The organism is Lentzea rhizosphaerae (assembly GCF_042649515.1).
Taxonomy (GTDB): Bacteria; Actinomycetota; Actinomycetes; order Mycobacteriales; family Pseudonocardiaceae; genus Lentzea; species Lentzea aerocolonigenes.
Window position 1 is genome coordinate 212,168 of sequence record NZ_JBHRZI010000011.1, and the last position, 17,064, is coordinate 229,231.

The 17,064-nt window shown below is 68.7% G+C and carries 12 protein-coding genes; 5 read left to right on the forward strand and 7 right to left on the reverse strand.

Annotation, left to right across the window (positions count from 1 at the left end):
* The gene (locus tag ACFOWZ_RS08395; protein ID WP_382370843.1) at positions 1-2,598 is read left to right on the forward strand and encodes an AfsR/SARP family transcriptional regulator; all 2,598 of its coding nucleotides are present in this window, start codon (positions 1-3) and stop codon (positions 2,596-2,598) included.
* Here ACFOWZ_RS08395 and ACFOWZ_RS08400 read toward each other — a convergent pair.
* Genes ACFOWZ_RS08400 through ACFOWZ_RS08410 form a run of 3 tightly spaced genes read right to left on the reverse strand, consistent with a single transcriptional unit; the run spans position 2,567 to position 4,964 of the window.
* Complete coding sequence (locus tag ACFOWZ_RS08400) at positions 2,567-3,589, reverse strand: FAD-dependent monooxygenase (RefSeq protein WP_382370844.1); 1,023 nt, start codon at positions 3,587-3,589, stop codon at positions 2,567-2,569. The genes ACFOWZ_RS08395 and ACFOWZ_RS08400 overlap by 32 nt on opposite strands.
* A 36-nt stretch (positions 3,590-3,625) precedes the next feature.
* On the reverse strand, positions 3,626-4,228 hold the full coding sequence (locus ACFOWZ_RS08405; protein ID WP_382370845.1) for a DUF305 domain-containing protein: 603 nt from the start codon (positions 4,226-4,228) through the stop codon (positions 3,626-3,628).
* Between the two features lie 4 nt (positions 4,229-4,232).
* Positions 4,233-4,964, reverse strand: coding sequence for a lytic polysaccharide monooxygenase (locus ACFOWZ_RS08410; protein ID WP_382370846.1), 732 nt, complete (start codon positions 4,962-4,964; stop codon positions 4,233-4,235).
* A 267-nt stretch (positions 4,965-5,231) separates the two neighbouring features.
* Between ACFOWZ_RS08410 and ACFOWZ_RS08415 the strand changes: the two genes are divergently transcribed.
* The 3 genes from ACFOWZ_RS08415 (at position 5,232) to pip (ending at position 7,356) form a co-directional block, all read left to right on the forward strand.
* Positions 5,232-5,714, forward strand: coding sequence for a hypothetical protein (locus ACFOWZ_RS08415; protein WP_382370847.1), 483 nt, complete (start codon positions 5,232-5,234; stop codon positions 5,712-5,714).
* 55 nt (positions 5,715-5,769) lie between these two features.
* Positions 5,770-6,315, forward strand: coding sequence for a DUF305 domain-containing protein (locus ACFOWZ_RS08420; RefSeq protein WP_382370848.1), 546 nt, complete (start codon positions 5,770-5,772; stop codon positions 6,313-6,315).
* A gap of 93 nt (positions 6,316-6,408) precedes the next feature.
* Positions 6,409-7,356: a prolyl aminopeptidase gene (pip, locus tag ACFOWZ_RS08425; RefSeq protein ID WP_382370849.1), complete on the forward strand. Its 948-nt coding sequence runs from the start codon at positions 6,409-6,411 to the stop codon at positions 7,354-7,356.
* Here the strand turns inward: pip and ACFOWZ_RS08430 are convergent.
* From ACFOWZ_RS08430 to ACFOWZ_RS08440, 3 genes are read right to left on the reverse strand one after another with little or no spacing between them, the layout of a single operon-like run.
* Complete coding sequence (locus tag ACFOWZ_RS08430) at positions 7,353-8,903, reverse strand: tannase/feruloyl esterase family alpha/beta hydrolase (protein WP_382370851.1); 1,551 nt, start codon at positions 8,901-8,903, stop codon at positions 7,353-7,355. The two genes, pip and ACFOWZ_RS08430, sit on opposite strands and share 4 nt — an antisense overlap.
* A 46-nt stretch (positions 8,904-8,949) precedes the next feature.
* Complete coding sequence (locus ACFOWZ_RS08435) at positions 8,950-10,923, reverse strand: amino acid transporter (RefSeq protein WP_382370853.1); 1,974 nt, start codon at positions 10,921-10,923, stop codon at positions 8,950-8,952.
* Positions 10,924-10,950: 27 nt separating this feature from the next.
* Complete coding sequence (locus ACFOWZ_RS08440; protein WP_382370855.1) at positions 10,951-13,080, reverse strand: bifunctional diguanylate cyclase/phosphohydrolase; 2,130 nt, start codon at positions 13,078-13,080, stop codon at positions 10,951-10,953.
* A 439-nt stretch (positions 13,081-13,519) separates the two neighbouring features.
* Between ACFOWZ_RS08440 and ACFOWZ_RS08445 the strand changes: the two genes are divergently transcribed.
* Positions 13,520-16,192 carry an AfsR/SARP family transcriptional regulator gene (locus tag ACFOWZ_RS08445; protein ID WP_382370857.1) on the forward strand — a complete coding sequence of 891 codons (2,673 nt, stop codon included), beginning with the start codon at positions 13,520-13,522 and terminating at the stop codon, positions 16,190-16,192.
* Here ACFOWZ_RS08445 and ACFOWZ_RS08450 read toward each other — a convergent pair whose 3' ends face one another.
* Entirely contained in the window at positions 16,193-17,059 is an 867-nt protein-coding gene (locus ACFOWZ_RS08450) for a M23 family metallopeptidase (protein ID WP_382370859.1), read from the reverse strand.
* Positions 17,060-17,064 lie beyond the last annotated feature (5 nt).

A 17,064-nucleotide genomic window follows, 5' to 3' on the forward strand; every position in this document is an offset into this window, starting at 1 on the left:
GTGCACGTCGGCATTCTCGGGCCCGTTGAGGCGCATTCCCCGGACGGCAAGGTCGCGGTGGGTGGGCCACGTCCGCGCACCCTGCTGGCGATGCTGGCGCTGCGGGTGGGTGAGATCGTCCCGCTCGACCGGTTGATCGACGAGCTCTACGGCTCCCAGCCGCCGTCCGACGCCGCGAACGCCTTGCAGGGCCAGGTCTCGCGGCTGCGCAGGGCGCTCGGACGTGCCGAGCTGATCGAGTTCCACCCCGCCGGGTACCGCCTCGCACTCGAACCGGACCAGGTCGACGCCTGCCGGTTCGCCACGCTCGCCGCCGAAGGCAGGGAGGCCCTGGAGCAGGGTGACGCGCAGGCGGCGGAATCCCTTTTCTCCGAAGCACTTCAGCTCTGGCGAGGTCCGGCGCTCGCCGACGTCGACGCCGCGGACCACGCGACCCGGCTCGAACAGCAACGGTCCTCCGCGGTGAGCTCGCTGATCGCCGCGCGCCTGCGGCTCGGCAAAGCCGACGTCGGGGAGATCCAGGACCTGGTGCGGCAGAACCCCTTGGACGAACGCCTGCGCGGGTACCTGATGCAGGCGCTGAACCAGCAGGGCCGGCAAGCCGAGGCGCTCCAGGCGTTCGAGGACGCACGGGCGTTGCTGGCCGATGAGCTCGGCACCGACCCGTCCCCCGAGCTGCGTGCCATCCACCTCCAGGTCCTGCGCGGCCAGACCCAGAGGGAACTACCGGCGCAGCTCACCAGTTTCGTTGGCAGGCAAAAGGAACTGCGGCGGATCGCCTCGCTGACCGCAAGGCTGATCACGTTGACCGGTCCTGGCGGCGCGGGCAAGACCAGGCTGGCCCTGCAGAGCGCCGGTGCGGGCGCGATCTTCGTCGACCTGGCGCCCGCGAAGGACGTCGCGGCGGCCGCGTTGCAGGCGTTGGGACTCAAGGAAACCGTGCTGTCGCCGGAAGACCGGCTGACCCTGGCGTTGCGCGAGCGCGACACGGTGCTGATCCTGGACAACTGCGAGCACGTGATCGTGCAGGCGGCCCAGCTGGCACAGCACCTGCTCAGCACGTGTCCCTCGTTGCGCATTCTGGCCACGAGCCGCGAACCGCTGGGCATCACGGGCGAGACGCTGTGCCCGGTGCCGCCGCTCGATCCCGAGCAGAGCGTGGCGCTGTTCGTCGACCGCGCCCGGCTGGTGAACCCGGCGTTCGTGCGGGACCAGCACACCACCGACATCTGCCGGGAGCTGGACGGGCTTCCGCTCGCGATCGAACTCGCCGCCGCACGCACGCGAGCGTTGACGACCGAGGAGATCTCGGAACGGCTGAACGACCGCTTCCGCTTGCTCACCAAGGGAAACCGCGCCGCCGCACCACGCCATCAGACGCTGCGCGCGGTCGTGGAGTGGAGCTGGGACCTGCTGTCCGAGGACGAACGCGACCTGGCCGCGTCGCTCGCCACCTTCAGCGGTGGCGCGACGCTCGAGGCAGTGGAAGAGGTGGGCCGGCACGACATCGAGGTGCTGGACGCGTTGGTGGACAAGTCGTTGGTGGAGGCAGCGGACGGCCGCTACCGCATGCTGGAGACCATCCGCGAGTTCTGCTCGGAGCACAAACGAGTCGACGCGGAGCACGCTGCCTACTTCCTCGACCTCGCCAGCCGTGCGGATCCCGAGTTGCGCCAACGGAACCAGGTGCAGTGGTTCACCCGGCTGACCGCCGAGCACGCGAACTGCCTGCAAGCCGTCGAGTGGGCCACCGAGCACGACCCGGAGCTGGCGCTGCGGCTGGTCTCCGCAATGTCGTGGTACTGGTACCTGAAGGGCAGCCGCACGGAAGTTCGTGGCATGGCCGAGAAACTCCTCGCGCGGGTGCCGGAACAGTCCACGGAGGAGTACGCGATCCTGCTCGCCCTGGCCGCCCCGGAGCGCGTGCAGAGCAAGTTGGCCGAACTGCGCGGCCCCATCAAGCAACCGTTCGTGCTCATCGCGTGGGCCATGCTCGCCGGCCCTCCCGTGCCCGACGCACCGCGCACCGAGCTGCAGGACGAGGTGGAGCGCAGTGACGACCCGTGGATCAAGGGCCTGGTCGGTTTCAGCAACTCCTACCTCGGCTGGGCGGCGAACCGCGACCGGGCGGCGGCGATCCAGAACTGCCGCTCGGCGCTCCGGCACTTCCAGGACCTCGGCGAACGCTGGGGCGCGGCGCAGATCCTGGACCTGCTGGCCACCCTCACCGAGGACCCGCACGAGGCCCTGGCACTGACCGACGAGGCTCTGCTGGCCGTGGGTGAGCTGGGGGCCGCGGAGGAACTCGCCGAGCTGCGGGGCCGGCGCGCGGACCGGTTGCTCGACCTCGACCCCGACCAGGCCGAACGCGAGTACCTGCAGGCGTTGGAGCTCGCGACGCAGGCGGGGCTGTCCGCGACGCGGGCGCTCGCGAACGCGGGCCTGGCCAAGATCGCCCAGCGCAGGGGCGATCTCGCCAGGGCCGAACAGATGTTGCGGGAGGCGCAACGCGAACTCGGGTTCGGGTGGATGCACGAGGCCGCGAAGCAGCAGGTGGAAGAGGTGCTCAGCGAACTGGTGCGTAGTCGGGAAGTTTGATCGCGGTCGCCGCCCGCATGTCCATCCGGGCGACCATCGGCACCTTCGGCAGCAACCCGAACATCCTGTCGCGCGCCCACATCCCGAGCCGGGTCGCCGGTGCGAGGAACATCCCCGGATTGCCCTGGGATCCGCGTGCGTACGGCCCGATCAGTCCTTCGTACCGGGCGAAGGCGTCACCTCCCGCCGCCATCTCGCCCGCCAGCACGTAGGCCGAGACGACCGCGAGCCCGGTTCCCATGCCTCCCAGCGTGGAGCCGTAGCCGGCGTCCCCGATCAACGTCACGCGCCCGGAGCTGACCGTCGGCATCCGGACCTGGCTGATCGAGTCGAAGTAGACGCCCGGCGCGATGAGCTCGAACGGCATGAGCTCCGGCGGCACCGAGGACTTGTACATCAGCCACCCCGGCGCGCTCACCACGCCCGGCGAGCACGTCAGGTCCCTGTCGTCACCGTCGGCGTCCCAGATCGCGAAGTAGTAGCCCTGGAACTTCGGCCGGTACGAGGGGAACACCAGCCGCCGCACCCCCGACCGCATCCCGTCCGCACCGATCACGAAGTCGAACCGGCGGGACGGCCCGCGCGCGAACGTCACGTCCACGCCGCGGCCGTCGTCGTGCAGCGACGTGATCCAGTCGCCGAAAACGTACTCCGCGTCCGACGCACTGCGCTCGTGCAGCAGCCGTGACAGGTCGCCGCGGAGGATCTCGACCTCCCCGGCGGTGAACGACGCGGGCAGCCGCGACCGTTCACGTCCGTCGACACCGCGGAACACCATGTCCCGCGGTGCGGTCCGTGCGGCCAGCACCGCGTCGAGCACGCCCATCCGCCGCAGCACGGACAGGTGCGCCTCGCCGCGGAAGTCCACGGCCTGACCACCGCTGCGCAACGACGGCGCCCGTTCCACGACCGTTGGCGAGAAGCCGAAGCGCGACAACCAGAAGGCGAGCGCGGGCCCGGCGATGCCCGCTCCCGAGATCAAAACGTCCATGACCGGCAAGACAACGCCGGGCCGCTGACCGAACGCCTACGGTTCGCTGATGATCTTCAGGATCTGCGAGACCTGGCCCTGCCGGGTGCTGACGACCCGTTCCGCGTAAGCCGTGGCCTCCGGGTTCTGGCCGTCCTTCTTCTCCGCGAGGGCCATCTCCACCGCGGCACCCTGGTGCCCGGCCATCAGGTTGAGGAACGTCAGGTCGAACTCCGCTCCGCTCTTCTCCTTCGTACCGTCGATGACCTTGTCGTCGAGCAACGGCTGGCCGCCGTGCGCGGCGTGCAGGTCCGCACCGCCGCCCTCCGGCTTGCCCCACAGCTTCAACCAGGACTTCAGCGTCGAGAGCTCCTCGCGCTGGGTCGTGTTGATCGCACCCGCGAGGTCCTTCGCCTCCTGCCTGGTCGCCTTCGCCAGCGCCACCTGGGAGAGGCTGATGCCGAGCTGCAGGTGGTCCACCATCATCTGCACGAACGTCACGTCCGCGTCGTTGAACCTCGCGCTGGCGGCGGGAACGGGTGGTGCGGCGGTGGTGACGCCGTGCCCGTGGGCTCCCTGGCCCTCCGGCACGATCGCCTCCCCGCCGCACCCCGCCAGCGCCAGGACCGCGGCCGCAATCGCGATCACCAGGCGCCTCATGTGGTCAGATCCGCTCCCACAACGCGGCCACGTTCGGCGGCTCCCAGCCGACCAGTGACGTGTGCGCCTGACGGCAGCGGTAGGACGCACCGTCGTAGGTGACCGTCGCACCGGTGGCGTACGCAGTGTTCGGCGCCCACGTGCCACCGACGGGCGGTTGGTTCGTCGTGGTCGTCGGAGGAGGAGTCGTCGTCGTGGTGGGAGGGTTCGTCGAGCCGCCACCGATGTTGATGTCGATGCACGAGTAGAACGCGTTCACCGTGTCGCCGATGTTCCACACGGCGCGAAGCTTCTGGCGACCGGTGAACCCGCCCAGGTTGATCGAGTGGGAGGTCGGGTTGTTCGGCTGCTGGTTGTTGCCGGCGACGAAGCCGACGCGCGTGTTGCCGATGAAGTACTCGTAGTCGCGCGTGGCGTGCCGGGCGGTGAAGGTCCAGGTCACCGTCATGGTGCTGCCGACGTTGGTGACCTTCCAGCCCTTGTTGTCGTCGTTGAGCACCTCGAAGTCCTGGCGGGTACCACCACTGCAGGTCGTTTGGCCCTTGGGACCTTCCGCGCTCTGCGGTTCGTAACGGGGACCGGTGGGGCCGCAGTCGACGACGCCTGCCGCACACTGCGCGGCACGACTGGCCGGCGACGACACGTAGCCGTGCGCGCTGGCCGAACCAACAGGCGTGATGAACACGATTGCGGGGATCGCGGCCGTGACCAGCGCCGCTTTTCGGGTGAGTTTCATCGTCCGAACTCCTTGGATCGTTCCCAGGCGGGGTGAGCCCCGTGCAGGGGTGGGAACCGGGAGCGCCCTAGATCGCTCACCGATCCAGTTTCGGTGTGGTCTAGACCATAAACCTGCGCTCGGAAAGTGGTCAAGCAGTCACGGGCCGTGGACCGGAAATCGGTGTCTGTCAACAAGTCCACGCACACGGGGTGGTCCTGTCCGCACCGGACCACCGAGCCCGGTGGTACTGGGTGCAAACCACGACCAGGTCGGGTAACCCAGGCCATGCGTGATTTCGATGAGCCCGCCAGGGCGACCGGGCCCGGCGTCGTCGCCGACGGACCCGCCGGATCCCCCACGATCCTCGTGATCGATCCAGCGGGTGAGGCCGTGCACGACGAGATTCCGGCGACCTGGCGCGAGCTGACGGACCGGATGCGGATCGTGTGGCTGCGCGTGCCGGCCGCACCGGGCTGGCAGTCCACTGTGGACACGGTGCTGACCAGGCACCAGGACGAGACCCAGCCGGTGCTCGACGTCGTCTCGAGCGGCCCGATCGCGGCCGACGTGATCGACCTCGTGCGCCGCCACGAGGACCTGGTCCGCTCGGTCCTGCTGGTCGACCCGGAGGTCGACGTCGACGAGCCGTTCGCACGGGTCGTCGCCCGCAGCCACGCCACGCCGGACGACCGCGTCCCGGCGCCGCTCCCGCTCGGCCACCCCGACGTGGTGTTCAGCGTGGTGGAGGCGCTCAACGAACTGAGCTGAACCGGACACATCGGCCACCCGTATGCCTCGTCAGGGAACCGTGACGGGAGGCTTCATGCGTGCGCGTCTGCTCATCATCGTGCTGGGACTGCTGGCGCTGGCCGGCTGTTCGACAGTCGGCGGCAGCGGCGGCTCGAACGAGCCGGCCGCCAACGAGGCGGACGCGAAGTTCTCGTTGCAGATGATCCCTCACCACCGGCAGACGATCGACATCGCCAAGGTCGCGATGGAGAAGTCCAAGGACGAGTTCGTCATCGACATCGCCGACAAGATCGCCACCGCCGAGGCGGGCGAGATCGAGCAGATGGCCACCTACCTGCGCAGCTGGAACATCCAGGTGCCCGGCGAGGACGCGAACGCCACGCACAAGATGGCGGGCATGATGACCGCCAAGGACGTGGAGAGCATCAAGGCCGCCCAGGGCAAGCAGTTCGACGAACTGTTCCTCGCCGCGCTCTCGCGGCACCTGCGCAGCGGTGTCGACATGGCCAAGAAAGCCCAGGCAGAGGGCGTGCACGTGGGTTCCAAAGCCCTCGCCAGCAAGATCGTCGTGTCGCAGTCCGAGGTCATCGACCAGATCGCGGCCAAGAAGAAGCCCTGACGCCCCACCGACTTCGTGCCGGACACGCCCACGTGGCGCGTCCGGCACAAAACTGAGCGGCGCCGCTCACCCCGGCTGAATACGCTCGCCCGCATGTACCCACAGGTGGAGCCCTACGACCAGGGCATGCTCGGCGTAGGCGACGGTCAGCTCGTTCACTGGGAAGTCAGCGGCAACCCCGACGGCAAACCCGCCTGCGTCTTCCACGGCGGCCCCGGATCCGGCTCGAACCCGCGATGGCGCGAGGACTTCGACCCCGACCACTGGAAACTCGTGCTGTGGGACCAACGCGGGGTGGGCAGGAGCACCCCGCCCGTCAGCGACCCGGCCACGAGCATGGAGCACAACACCACCCAGCACCTCATCGACGACGCCGAGAAGCTCCGCGAACACCTCGGCATCGACAAGTGGCTGCTGATCGGCGGGTCCTGGGGCTCGACCCTGATCCTCGCCTACGCGATCCAGCACCCCGACCGGGTCAGCGAGATCATCATCCCCGCGGTCACCACCTCCCGCCCGGAAGAGCACGCGTGGATCACCCGCGGCCTGGGCCTGTTCTACCCGGACTACTTCGACGCGTTCCGCGACGGAGTCCCCGAAGAGGACCGCGACGGCAATCTCGCCCTGGCCTACAACAAACTTCTCAACTCACCGGACCCCGCCGTCCGCGAAAAAGCCGCGTGGGACTGGAGCAAGTGGGACCTGTCCACGATCACCGGTGGCGACAACAACTTCGAGGGCACCCGGTACGCGGATCCCGTCATGCGCTACCAGCTGGCACGGACCGTGAGCCACTACTGGGGCAACGAGGCGTTCCTCGAACCGAACTACATCTTCGACAACCTCGACAAGCTCAAGGGCATCCCCGGCGTGCTGATCCACGGCCGCAACGACTTCGGCGGACCGCTGTACACGGCGTGGGAGGTCGCGAAGAGGTGGCCGGACGCCGAGCTCGTCATCTTGAACGACGCCGGCCACGTCATCATGGAGGGCAACAGCATGGACAAGGCCATCGCTGCCGCCGTTGAGAAGTTCCGTTAGGGGGCAACGGGTCCGGGGCGGTAGTACAGGTCCTCACCGGCCCACCTGATCCGGTCGGAGAAGCCGAACCCGGGCGCCGCAACGAAGTTCGCGGCGTCGTCCACCGATCCCGAGCCGTCGTACTTGGCACGCAACGGATACGGGAACACCGGACGCGTGCGGACGACGTTGCCCGCCTGGTCCCGGCCGGACGCGATGACCCGGAACGGCGCCCTGCCGCCCTCGACCCACGACACGAGCTCGCGGAACGGGTCGAACTCCGTCAGGGTGTCGCCGCCGGCGCAGTGCCACATCGACGGCACGACGAAGAGCCTGGCCCAGTCCGGCGTTCTGCCGCCGGTGAGGCGCTGCCAGTAGTCGAGCGTGCCCTCGAACGGGATGCCCTGGTCGCCGGCGCCGTGCCAGATGACGAGCTTGCCGCCGGAACGCCGGAACTCGCGCAGGTCCAGCGACAACGCGTTCGCCTTCACGGTCTCCGACACCAGCCGCCGGAACTCGCGCACCGTGAACTCGAACGTCGCGAGCGACGAGTGCGGCTGCCCGATCGGGTAGACGAGGTGCTTCAACGCGTTGTCCGCGAGCCCGGCCGCGATCGCCTGGCCGAACTCCGGCGTCGGGTTGAGCCAGAACGTCCACGAGAGCTCGGAACCGTAGGCCTGGCCACCGGGGTACAGCCGCGTGCCCCGGTCGGACGGCCCGGCGTAGAGCCGCCGCACGCGGGCGATCTCGTCGTCGGTCAGCTGACCCGCGAGCGTTGCGGGATCGAACTCGCACAAGCGCGGGTCGTCGATCTGCCCGTCCACCAACCCGTCGAGCCCGTCGCAGGCCTTCATCACCGCGCCGTGCAACAGGAAGATCTTGTCGTTCGGGATGGTGTTGCGCGCGATCCACGCCTCGTAGCCGATCAGCGCGGTGTAGTAGGCCGCCGGCGCCGCCGCGATGATGCCGTCGAAGTCGTGCGGATACCGCTGGGCCAGCAGCAGTGCCTCGCGGCCGCCGTTGGAACAGCCGGTGAAGTACGACTTCTTCGGTGCCTTGCCGTAGAACTTGGCGATGATGTGCTTGGACACCTTCGACAACGCGTGTGGTGCGCGGAAGAAGAGGTCGTCGCGGGCCTTCTGGTTGTTCGCGGCCCAGGTCGTGTCGAACCCGTTCTCCAGCGAGACCTGGTGCCCGTCGTCGGTCGCCGCCACCGCGGCGTCACCGAAGGAGGGCCCGCAGCCCTGCGGAAAGGCCGGATCGCCGATGATCCCGCAGAATCCGCCACACCCGTACTGGAGGTAGCGGCCCTGGTACGTGCGGGTCGGCAGCTTCAGCTGGAAGCCGATGTTCGGCTCGATCGTGCCGCGCACGTCGCAGAACTCGGTGGCACCGGTGACGACCGTCGCCGACGCGACTCGGGTGCGCGCGTCCGGAACGTCGAACGTGCGCACCAGATCCGCGCACGAACGCACCGGTCTGGGCCTGGATTCGCCTGCGACGGCAGGAGCGATCCCCGCTCCGACCGTCGCAAGCACCACGCACGAAACCAGGAACTTGCGAAACATGTGGCGTCCTTCCCCCTGTACCGGACGTTCAGGGGGAGTCTTTCAGCTAACCGACGTGCACGCGTGGGCGTCGAGAAGGATTCTGCTCCGCCGAGCGGATGATCTCGCGTACGACCGGAGGAGTATCGCCGCGACCGAGGATCAGGTAACGGAAGAGGTGGCCCAGCGGGTTTCCTTCCGACCACTCGAAGTGCGCGTGCGGGATCACGCCGGTGGAGTCGCGCAACGCCAGCAGGATCGCCGCGATCGCGTTCGGCGCGGCCGGTGCGGAGGCGCGCAGGACGCGGTGCCCGTCGACCTCGACACCCCGCACGGACAGCACGTGGCTGAACGACGACGGGTCGACGATGTCGATCTCCAGGAAGAGCACGTCCGCGGTGCCGGGCACCGGGTTGATGCCGCGCTGCTCGAACTCCTTCTCGTCGTACTCGTCCTTGTCACCGGCCTGACGGCGGTTCGCGATCAGCGTGATCCGGTTGTCGTAGGAGATGGTGTCGGTGATGAACTTCTGCGCGTTCTCGTCGAACTTGATCTTGTCGACGCGCAGTTCGGTGGTGCGCGAGATGCGGGAGATCAACGAGATCACCACGATGCCGATGATGAAGCCGAAGGAGATCGTGATGCCGTCCGGCTTCTCGATCACGTTCTCCACCAGCGCGTACACCAGCACCAGCGTCAGCACGATGAAGCCGATCGTCGCGCCGCGCTGCTTCTTGCGCCACGCGGACACCGTCACCGCGAACGATCCGGAGACCATCATCGCGAGGATTCCGGTGGCGTAAGCGCCGGCCTGAGCGTTGACGTCGGCCTTGAAGATGATCGTGATGATGATGCAGATGACCGTGTAGACGATCACCACGGGACGGACCGCGCGGCCCCATTCCGGCGCCATGCCGTAGGAGGGCAGGTACCGCGGCACGATGTTGATCAGACCCGCCATCGCCGACGCGCCCGCGAACCACAGGATCAGGATGCTGCTGATGTCGTAGACCGTGCCGAACACCTCACCGAGCAGCTCGTGCGCGAGGTAGGCGAGCGCACGACCGTTCGCGGGGCCACCCGCCGCGAACTTGTCCTGCGGCACCAGCACGGTGGTGATGAACGACGTCGCGATCAGGTACACCGACATGATCAGCGCGGCGGTGGTGAGCAGCTTGCGGGTGTTGCGCACCCGGCTCTCCATCCGCTCCTGGGCCGTCTTCCCGTCCGCGGCGACCAGCGGCATCATGCTGACGCCGGTCTCGAAGCCGGACAAACCGAGCACCAGCAACGGAAACGCCAGAATCGCCGGGCCGATCACCCCGAAGACACCGTTGCCGTGCGCCCCCAGCGCGTCGATCCAGCGGTCGAGGGCGTCCGGCGTCGCGAAGACGTCCACCATGCCCACCACGGCCACGACGGCGTTCAGCGCGAGGAACACCGCGACCAGCGGGATCGCGACGCCCACGGCCTCGCTGAAGCCCATCAGGAACACACCGCCGAGGATCAGCAGCAGCACGATCGTCAACGCCATCTCGTACCCGTGCAGCGACTGGGGCACGTACGGGTTCTCCAGCGCGTGCACCGAGGCGTCGGCCGCGGACAGGGTGATCGTGATGATCCACGACGTCGCGACGAACCCGAGCAGCACCAGCACGAAGATCTTGCCGCGCCAGAACGGCAGCAGGTCCTCCAGCATCGCGACCGAGCCCTGGCCGTTCGGGCTCTCCTTCGCCACCCGCCGGTACATCGGCAGCATGCCGAGCAATGTCAGCGCGACGATGAGCAACGTCGCGAGCGGCGACAACGCGCCGGCCGCCAGAGCCGCGATGCCCGGCAGGTACGACAGCGTGGAGAAGTAGTCGACGCCGGTGAGCGTCATGACCTTCCACCACGCGTGCGGCTTCGCGTGGGAGTCGTGACTCTCCGGGCCCGAGGGCGCCACCCGGTCCGCGAGCAGCCACCTCCCCAGCGGCCCTCCCGGCGGTGCCGGACGTTCAGGACTCGGCACCTCGGCGGGAATGGCGTACTCCGTGCTCATGGCGCAGAGCATGCCATCACCCGGTGATCAAGGCCGGAAGTCCGCCGGGAAGCCGGCCTCCTGAACGGACAATCCGGACGGACGCAGCATTCCGATCGTGCCCTGGGTGTGGAGATCGAGGAACATGTCCACAACGTCCGGATCGAACTGTTCGCCCCGTCCCGCCCAGAGTTCGCGCCTGGCGCGGTTCTCGTCCAGTGCGGTCTGATGTGGACGATTCGACCGCATCGCGGCCCAAGCCACGCACACGGACAGAATCCTTGCTTCCGCACGGATGTCCGCGCCGCGCAGCCCGTCCGGGTACCCGGTGCCGTCGTAGCGCTCGTGCTGCTGCCTGATGACGTGCGCCACACCCGCGAACCCCGGCACCATCCTGGCGAGCCGGTAGCCGAAGTCCGGGTGCTGGCGCAGCAGCCGCCACTCCTCCTCGGTGAGCGCGCCGGGCTTGGTGAGCACCACCTCGGGAATGATGATCTTGCCGATGTCGTGCAGGCGCCCGGCGAGCTGCGCGACCCTGATCGTCGGGGCGTCGAGCCCGAACTCCCCCGCGGCCACGCCCGCCCAGCGCGACACCGAACGACTGTGGTCGTAGCGGTGCAGCCAGCCGTCCACCCGGTCGGCGACCTGGCAGAGGAACTCCGCCATCGCGCCGTCGGTGTCGGGGTCGACCGCGGGCAACGGCTCGGGGCCGACCGCGATCCTGTTGCGCCCGGCCGCCTTCGCCGCGTACAGCGCGCGGTCCGCGATCACCACGATGTCGTCGGGGCCGTCGCCGTGCGTCGGGAAGCTCGCCGACCCGACGGAGACCGTGACGGACAACGGGATGTCGTCGTTGCCCGCGTTGACGGGGATCGGCTTCTCCGCGACGCGTTCCCGCAGCCGGTTCGCGATCACGGACAGCCTGCCGGGGCCCGCGTCCGGGACGAGCAGTGCGAACTCCTCGCCGCCGTAGCGCGCGAGCACCTCACCGGACCTGGACGCCGCGCGCAGCCGTGCCGCGACCTCCATCAGCACGTCGTCGCCCGCCGGGTGGCCGTAGTTGTCGTTGATCGACTTGAAGCGGTCGACGTCGATGATGAACACCGCGACCGAGCCCTCGTTGCGGCGCGCGCGAGCGATCTCCAGCGGCAGTTGGGCTTCGAAGAACCTGCGGGTGTGCAACCCGGTGAGGCTGTCGGTGATCGCGAGCTTGCGCTGGTCCGCCACGAGCCCCGCGAGCCTCGCGATGATCAGCAACGACAGCAGCGCGCTGCCCGCCGCGAGCACCAGGACGTCCTGCGACGACTGGCCGACGTCGTGGACCAGCATCAGCACAGGCGCGGCGAGTGCGGCCGACGACAGCGCGATGATCCGGCCGCGGCTCAGGCCGACGTCCTTGACGTGCGCGCGGTCGACGAGCCGCGCCATCGTCGGGTGCAGCGCGGCGGCGCCCATGCACAGGTTGGCCGACAGCCAGATGGCGTCGAGGAAGTTGCCGGCGTGGTAGCTGCCGTCCAGCCGCTGCAGCACGTAGATGGTGTCGGCGGTGAGGATTCCCAGCAGGTTCGCCGTCAGCAGGACGAACGCGCGGGGCCGCGGCCCGGCGCCGAAGATCAGGCGCAACGCCACCACGAAGAGCGCGAGATCCATCATCGGATAGCCGAGCGAGGCGATCTTCACCAGGGCGGGCGACGTGAGCCGCGCCTGCGGGCCGATCACGTACAACCACGACGCCATGCCCGCCACCATCGCGAGCACCGCGGCGTCCAGCAGGCTCGGCAGGTCGAGTCCCGGTGTGCGGCGGCGGATCAGCAGGATCACGCCCGCCACCATCAACGGGTAATGCCCCAGGTAGAAGATGTCCGCGAACGACGGGTAAACCGTGTACTGGAAGACGTAGTGCGATGTGTAGAACGTGAGGTCCGCGATCGCGTAAACGACCTGGCTGAGCGCGAGGAACACCCACGGCCGCCTCCATTGGGGACGGTTGCGCTTGACACCTGTGAATGTCGCGATGGCAGCCGAGGCGCTGATCGTGCAGTAGAGCACCACCCGCACCGTTTGTCCCGTTGTCCCCGCAGGGCTGACCGGAATCAGGTAGTAGACACCCAGCAGCAGATGACCTGCCACCAGGTACATCCACCACGCTCCGGTACGGCCGGCACGGAAGATGGTCACACGAGACCCCTCGTTCTACGACTTGGTCGAGCCAGGTGATGATGCCCGACTTGCGATGATCGCGGCACCGTCGTTACTCCAATGAGGTGACCCACTAATACGGACGCTACCGCAAATCACTGTTCTGTTTTCGCTGTGTCGCCGTTCCTCCCCCGCGTGTTGCCCCCGAACGATTTTTGCACGACTTTTCGCTGCTCGAAGGCGATTCGCACACCTCGTGCCACCGGGAGCGCTTCCACGCTCGCGCCTTCGACCTGTTGGCGGACACCCGGGGGTGCATCCAGAACATTTCTGATCCGTTGGTCAGACGGTCCGAGTTCATGTCGCATGTCATCGCCGCGCTCTTTCCACCCGAAGTTTGCACACCCGGTCACGAGTCGCGGGACCGTCCACTGTGGATGCGGTGAGAGCAGGCGATCAACGGACTATCGTGAAGGCCGTGGACGGCGTTCGGTTCGGGGTGCTTGGGCCGCTGCTCGTCACGCACGAGCGGCGGGACGTGCGCATTCCCGCAGGCCAGCCGCGCCAGGTCCTCGTTCTGCTGCTCCTGCACGCCGGCCAGACAGTGAGCGTCGACCACCTGATGTCGGTCCTGTGGGACGGCGATCCGCCCGTCAGTGCGCGCAAGGCCGTCCAGGTGCACGTCTCGCAGCTCAGGAGGGCGTTGAGGGACCTTCCGGGGGTGTCGCTGGAGTGGTCGCACCAGGGGTACCGGCTCGACATCCCCGACCGGTCGCTCGACCTGCAGCTCTTCAGGGACGCGCAGGACCCCGACGAGGCGCTGAGCCACTGGCGCGGGCCGGCGCTGGCCGAGCTGACGACCAACACCCAGCTCGCGAACCAGCTGGAGGAGGAGCGGCTCGCAGCGATCGAGCGCCGCGTCGACAAGGCGATCAAGGACGGCCGTCACCACGAGGTGATCAGCGAGCTGACCGGGCACGTCACGCAGCACCCGATGCGCGAACGGTTGCGGGGCGCGCTCATGGTGGCGCTGCACCGCAGCGGACGGCAGGCGGACGCGCTCAGGACGTACGACGAGGGCAGGCGGCTGCTCGCCGACGAGCTCGGGCTCGATCCCGGCCAGGAGCTCAAGGACCTGCACGCGGCGATCCTGCAGGGCGACATCCCGGCCGTGCCGCGCGAGCTGCCGAAGGCGCCGGAACCGTTCGTCGGGCGCCGTGCGGAGATCGAGCTGATCACGGGCACGTCCGAGCACGTGATCGCCGTGCACGGGCCGGGCGGACAGGGCAAGAGCGCGCTGGCCACCGCGGCCGCGCACGCGATGGCCGCCCGTTTCCCCGACGGGCAGCTGTACGTGGACCTGCACGGTGCCACACCGGGCCGCGCGCCGCTCTCCCCCGCCGAGGTGATCAGGCGGTTCCTGCGCGCGCTCGGCACACCACCGCTCGCGGTGCCCACCGACACCTCCGAGGCCGCTGCGCTCTACCGGTCGACCCTCGCGAGGCGCAAGGTGCTGATCCTGCTGGACAACGCGGTGGACGCGGCGCAGGTCGGTCCGCTGCTGCCGGGGGACGCCGGTTCGACGGTGCTGATCACGAGCCGGCGCATGCTGGCCACGCTCAGCGCGCGGCACGTGCGGCTCGACCCGTTGCCGGAGGACGACGCGATCAAGCTCCTGGGTGACGACGGCGAGGCGGCCAGGCAGGTCGCGAGGGCGTGCGACCACCTGCCGCTGGCCCTGACGATCGCGGCCGCGCGGCTGCGATCGCGGCCGGACTGGACGACCGCGACGTTCGCGAGGAGGCTCGCGGACCAGCGGCACCGGCTGGACGAGCTGAACTTCGACGACCTCGGCGTGCGGTCGAGCTTCCAGATGGGCTTCGAGGGCCTGAACGCGGGCTCCACCAGGGCGTTCACGTTGTTGTGCTGCCTCAACGTGCCCACCGTGAGCGAGCAGACCGCGCGGGCGTTGCTCGGGCAGGAGGACGTGGACCGCGCGCTGGACCCGTTGGTGGACGCCAAGCTCGTGGAACCGTGCGGCCCCGAGCGGTACCGGGTGCACGACCTGCTCAGGCTGTTCGGCGCCGAGCACGTGAACGACGAGAAGCACGACGCCCTCACCCGCGCGCTCACGCAGTACCGCGAGACTTTGGCCGCGGCACTGCGAAAGCTGCGCCCGCACGCGTACGGCGCGCTCACGAACACCGATCCCCGGCAGGACATCGACGAGCCGTTGCAGTGGCTGACGGAGGAGGCCGAGAACCTCCTCGCGGCGGCGCGTTCGACCGTGGCGGAACCGGGACTCGCGGAGCACGCCCTGGCGATCGCGCACATGCTGTACCCGCACCTGTTCAAACAGGACAGAGTCGCCGACCTGATCGAACTGGGCCGCATCGCGCACCAGGCGGCGCAGACCATCGGCACCTCGCAGGCCGCGGAGACCGCGCTTCTGGTGCAGTCGGCCGCGAACCGCAGGATCGGCGAGTTCGCCACGGCACGCGCCCAGCTGGAAGAAGTCCTCGAAGCACGCGCCGACGACCCGTTCGGCCGAGGCCGTGCGCTCACCGGCATCGGCACGATCCAACGCGAGACGGGTGAGCTCGACGCGGCCGAGAAGACGCTGCGGCAAGCCATCGTGCTCACCGCTGACCACGGACCCGCTGGCGCACAACGGGTTCCGCTCTCGGCACTGGCCCAGGTCCACCAGGTGGCCGGCGCTCACGACGAAGCACTCCTGGCCGCGGTGGAGAGTTTGAAGCACGCCCGTGAACACCAGGACGCCGCGGGAACGGCGTATGCGCTGGCCTCACAGGGCCAGGCGCTGTTCAAGCTCGGCCGGTTGACCGAGGCCGAGGCGGCGCTGGGCGAGTGCATCGAGCTGTGCCGGGTGACCGGCGAGCACAACGACGAGTGGCAGGCGTTGCTGTGCCGCGCGAAAGTCCTTCTTGCTCAAGGGAAGCAGACTGAGGCGAGGAAGGACGCCGAGCGGTGCCTGGAGATCACCGGCGCCCGTGGCGACCGCTACGGCGAAGGTGTCGCGCACCTCGTGCTGGCCGAGGCAGGACTGGAGAAGCACGCGGACCGGGCGGCCGAACTGCTCGGCACACCCGGTCTGCGGAGGGACAACCTGCTGGACAGTCTGGTCAGCTGATCAGTCGCAGTGCTCGAAACCACTGGTGTAGCTGGAAGAACCGACCACACCGCCCCACTTCACGCACTTGCCGGCGGCCTTCTTCTTCACCGGACCGGCGTAGTAGCCGTACTCGTCACGGTCGGTCGTGCGGGCCGAACCCTGCACCTCGAGGAACGCGCCGACGTCGGACGCCGTGCCGATCTTCGTGGTCTTGATCGCCACCACGCAGTTGTACCCGTTGGAAGCGTTGTACAGCAGGGAAACGCGGGCACCCACGACGTTGGCGCCGTCGATCACCTTGTAGCCGTCGCCGCACGCCTCTTCCGGCGTGTACGGGTTGGTGGAGCCACCGCCGCCGCAGTTGTTGCTCTTGTAGCTCCGTGAGCCGTAGTAGTGCACCTGCGAACCGTTCAGGACGACGCGTTTGGGGTCACCGTCCTTGAGCTGTTCGAAGTGCAGGTGCGGGCCGCTCGAGTTGCCGGTGTTGCCGACGTTGCCGATCTTCTGGCCCTGCGAGACGCTCTGGCCGACCGAGACGCTCTGCACGGACAGGTGGGCGTAGCGGGTGGTCCAGCCGCTGCCGTGGTCGATCTCGATCCAGCGGCCGTAGCTCTCGTTGCCGCGGTTCTCGACGCGCTTGACCTTGCCCGCGGCGGACGCGACGACCACGTCGCCCTGGGCGTCGGCGCGGCTGAAGTCGATGGCCTCCAGCGGGTTGTGCGGGTGGGTGTCGTTCGGACCGCGGGTCTGGCCGGTCCACGTCTGTCCACACGGGAACGGCATCTGCCAGTTGGTCGCGGCGGAGGCCTGCGGGCCACCGACCACGAGCACGCCCAGGCCGATCGCCAGGCCCGCCACCGCGGACAGCACTCTCTTGACGTTCATGAACT